The organism is Microbacterium sp. H6, from assembly GCF_003314775.1.
Lineage (GTDB): Bacteria > Actinomycetota > Actinomycetes > Actinomycetales > Microbacteriaceae > Microbacterium > Microbacterium oxydans.
This window is the reverse complement of record NZ_QOAY01000114.1, coordinates 1-233: the sequence shown is the minus strand read 5'-3', so window position 1 is coordinate 233 and position 233 is coordinate 1. Positions and strand designations below refer to the sequence as shown.

The following is a 233-nucleotide window of genomic DNA, read 5'->3' as shown; positions in this document are numbered from 1 at the left end:
AGTACACGAGCACGGGGAGCCCCGACCCTGGCGGTGTACGCTCCTCACCGGGCCAGTAGACCCGCACGCGCACGTCGGGGTGCCCGTCGACCGGGACGATGTGGTCCTCGGTGGCGGTCGGCAGCGGGGTGATACCCAGCGCGGCGCTCACGGCGTCGTCATTCTGAGCCGCGACCCGGCGGCGGCCCGCGGGGTCTGCGGGCTCCGGGGCGAGCAGCGGTGCGACGCGTTCC

The 233-nt window shown here is 75.1% G+C and carries 1 pseudogene; it reads right to left on the bottom strand.

The features are described 5' to 3' along the window. A pseudogene (locus DSP71_RS23345) lies at window positions 1-233 on the bottom strand (alpha/beta hydrolase); the annotation flags it as partial.